The sequence below is a fragment of the Streptomyces sp. MnatMP-M17 genome, from assembly GCF_900091995.1.
Taxonomy (GTDB): domain Bacteria; phylum Actinomycetota; class Actinomycetes; order Streptomycetales; family Streptomycetaceae; genus Streptomyces.
The window spans coordinates 1-3,005 of the sequence record NZ_FMDK01000951.1; the positions used below are offsets into that span (position 1 = coordinate 1).

1 protein-coding gene is annotated in these 3,005 nt (G+C 73.1%); it reads left to right on the top strand.

The features are described 5' to 3' along the window. On the top strand, positions 1-3,005 hold a 3,005-nt coding region (locus GA0115259_RS34020), incomplete at both ends, for a type I polyketide synthase (protein WP_141716802.1).

Consider the following 3,005-nt stretch of genomic DNA (forward strand, 5'->3'; position numbering starts at 1 on the left):
CTCGCGGAGTTGCCCGAGGCCGAACGCGCCGGACATGTGCTCGATCTGCTGCGAGCCCAGGTGGCCGCCGTACTCGGCCACTCCGACGCGCGGACCATCGAGGACGACCGGGCCTTCCGCGATCTGGGCTTCGACTCGCTGACCACGCTCGAATTCCGTAACGCGCTCGCCGCCCTGACCGGCCTGAGCCTGCCCTCCTCGCTCGTCTACGATCTGCCGACACCGCGCGAGCTGGCGGACCACCTGCTGGCCGAGCTGCTCGGCTCACTGCCCGAGACGGCGGCGCCCGTCGCGGCGGGCCGGCCGTTGGACGATGATCCGATCGCCGTCGTCGGCATGAGCTGCCGCTTCCCCGGCGCCGACTCGCCCGAGGAGCTGTGGCGGCTGCTCGCCGAGGGCCGGGACGGCATCACCACGTTCCCGGCCGACCGAGGCTGGGACATCGAGGCACTCGGCGCGGGCGCCTCGGACACACTCCAGGGCGGATTCCTCACCGGAGTCGCCGACTTCGACGCCCGCTTCTTCGGAATCTCACCACGTGAGGCCCTGGCCATGGATCCGCAGCAGCGGCTGCTGCTGGAGACCACCTGGGAGGCGCTGGAGCGGGCCGGGATCGATCCGTCGACACTGCGCGGCTCCACCACCGGCGTCTTCGTCGGCACCAACGGCCAGGACTATGTGGACGTACTGCGCCGCTCCGCCTCCGACGTACGGGGATACGCGGCCACTGGCAACACCGCGAGCGTCATGTCCGGCCGGCTCTCCTACGCGCTCGGTCTGGAGGGCCCGGCCGTCACCGTCGACACCGCCTGCTCGTCCTCGCTGGTGGCCCTGCACTGGGCCGGCAAGGCGCTGAGCGCGGGGGAGTGCTCGCTGGTGATCGCGGGCGGAGTCTCCGTGATGTCCAGCCCGGACTCCTTCGTGGAGTTCTCCGCCCAGGGCGGGCTCGCTCCCGACGGCCGGTGCAAGGCGTTCTCCGACGGCGCCGACGGCACCGCCTGGTCCGAGGGCGTCGGCATCCTGGTGCTGGAACGGCTCTCCGACGCCGTACGCAACGGCCATGAGGTCCGCGGCATCATCCGCTCCACCGCCGTCAACCAGGACGGCGCGTCCAACGGACTGACCGCGCCCAACGGCCCTTCGCAGCAACGGGTGATCCGGCAGGCGCTCGCCGAGGCGGGACTGGTACCCGCCGAGGTGGACGCCGTGGAGGCACACGGCACAGGCACCACGCTGGGTGACCCGATCGAGGCCCAGGCCCTGCTGACCGCCTACGGCCGGGACCGGGAGCGCCCGTTGCTGCTCGGTACGGTCAAGTCGAACATCGGGCACACCCAGGCGGCGGCCGGAGCCGCGGGCGTCATCAAGATGCTGCTGGCGATGCGCCACGGCACTCTGCCGAAGAGCCTGCACATCGACACGCCCTCGGCGCATGTCGACTGGTCCTCCGGCGCCGTGTCGCTGCTGCGGGAGACGGTGGTCTGGCCCGAGACCGGCCGTCCGCGCCGGGCCGGAGTCTCGGCGTTCGGAGTGAGCGGGACGAACGCGCATGTCATCGTGGAGCAGGCACCGGCCGTTGAAGCGGCGCCCGGGACCGCTCCCGGGCCGGACGTCGTACCCATCGCCGTACCGGGCACCGTCCCGGAGCGGACCGTGACTCCCGGCGTGGCGCCCGCGGCCGTGCCGTGGATCGTGTCCGGCAGGACCCGTGAGGCGCTCCAGGCCCAGATCGGCCGGCTCACCGCCTTCGCCGCCGCCGAGACCGCGCTCTCGCCGGTCGACATCGGGCACTCCCTCGCCACGGACCGTACGCTCTTCCCGCACCGCGCGGTCCTGCTCGCGGGCGCCGACGGCGTACGGGAGATCGCCCGCGGAACGGCGGGCCGCGCTCCCGGCAGGACCGCGTTCCTCTTCTCCGGCCAGGGCAGCCAGCGCGGCGCGATGGGCCGCGAGCTGTACGGGCGGTTCCCGGTCTTCGCCGAGGCGTTGGACGCGGTGCTCGCCCATCTCGACACCGAGCTGGAATTCCCGCTGCGCGAGGTGCTCTTCGCCGAGCCCGGCACCTTCGAGTCGGAGCTGCTGGACGAGACCGGCTGGACCCAGCCCGCGCTGTTCGCCGTCGAGGTGGCGCTCTTCCGGCTCGCCGAATCATGGGGACTCACACCGGACTTCGTGGCCGGGCACTCCATCGGCGAGATCGCCGCCGCCCATGTGGCGGGAGTGTTCACACTGGCCGACGCCTGCCGGCTGGTGGCCGCGCGCGCCTCGCTGATGCAGGCGCTCCCGCAGACCGGCGCGATGGTCGCGCTCCAGGCCACCGAGGACGAGATCACCTCTTTGCTGGGCGAGCATGTCTCGATCGCTGCGGTCAACGGCCCTGAGGCGCTGGTCGTCGCGGGCGCCGAGGACGCCGTACTGGAGATCGCCGAACTCTTCGCGGCCGACGGCCGCAGGACCAGGCGGCTGCGCGTCTCGCACGCGTTCCACTCGCCGCTGATGGACCCGATGCTCACGGACTTCGCCCGGGTCGCCGGGACCGTCGCGTACCACGAGCCCAGGATCCCGGTGGTGTCGAATCTGACCGGCGCCCTGGCTGCCTCCGACGAACTGCGCTCGCCCGCCTACTGGGTACGGCATGTCCGCGAGACCGTGCGGTTCGCCGACGGAGTACGGACGCTGCGCGACGCCGGAGTCCGCGCCTTCGTGGAGCTCGGTCCCGACGGAGTGCTCTCCGCGATGGCCCAGCAGAGCCTGGACGGAGCCGAGCCCGCTCCCGTGGTGGTGCCGCTGCTCCGCGCGACTCACGGTGAGGAGGCGGCCGTGGTCGAGGCGCTCGCCACGCTGCACACCCGGGGCGCGGGCCCGCGGTGGGCCGCGTTCTTCGAGGGCACCGGCGCGCGCCGGGTGGAGCTGCCGACGTACGCGTTCCAGCGCGAGCGGTACTGGCCCGAGGCCGCCGCACCGGCCGCGTCCGGCGCGGCGGGCGGGGCGCAGGAGCCGGGCGG